The organism is Ochrobactrum sp. SFR4, from assembly GCF_019730395.1.
In the GTDB taxonomy this organism is placed as follows: Bacteria; Pseudomonadota; Alphaproteobacteria; order Rhizobiales; family Rhizobiaceae; genus Pseudochrobactrum.
This window is the reverse complement of record NZ_JAAPBB010000721.1, coordinates 1-277: the sequence shown is the minus strand read 5'-3', so window position 1 is coordinate 277 and position 277 is coordinate 1. Positions and strand designations below refer to the sequence as shown.

1 pseudogene is annotated in these 277 nt (G+C 51.3%); it reads left to right on the top strand.

Annotated elements, in window-relative coordinates:
- A pseudogene (locus HBA93_RS20955) lies at nucleotides 1-277 on the top strand (autotransporter outer membrane beta-barrel domain-containing protein); the annotation flags it as partial.

Genomic DNA, 277 nt, shown 5'->3' with positions numbered 1-277 from the left:
CGCCTCTGTTGCACAGACCGGAAACCAGCAGGCCGTCGCCAGTGCTGCTGAAGGACTTGGCATCGGTAATGCCGTTTATGATGCTATTGCCGGACAGGATAGTGATGCAAATGCCCGCGCAGCATTCGATATGCTGTCAGGTGAAGTGCATGCTTCTTCCAAAACTGCTTTGATCAACACCAGCAGTGATCTGCGTAATGCAGCACAAGATCGTCTTCGCTCTGCCTTTGGTGATACGAATGCGCAAAAAACTGCACAGGTCATTTCTGCTCAGAAC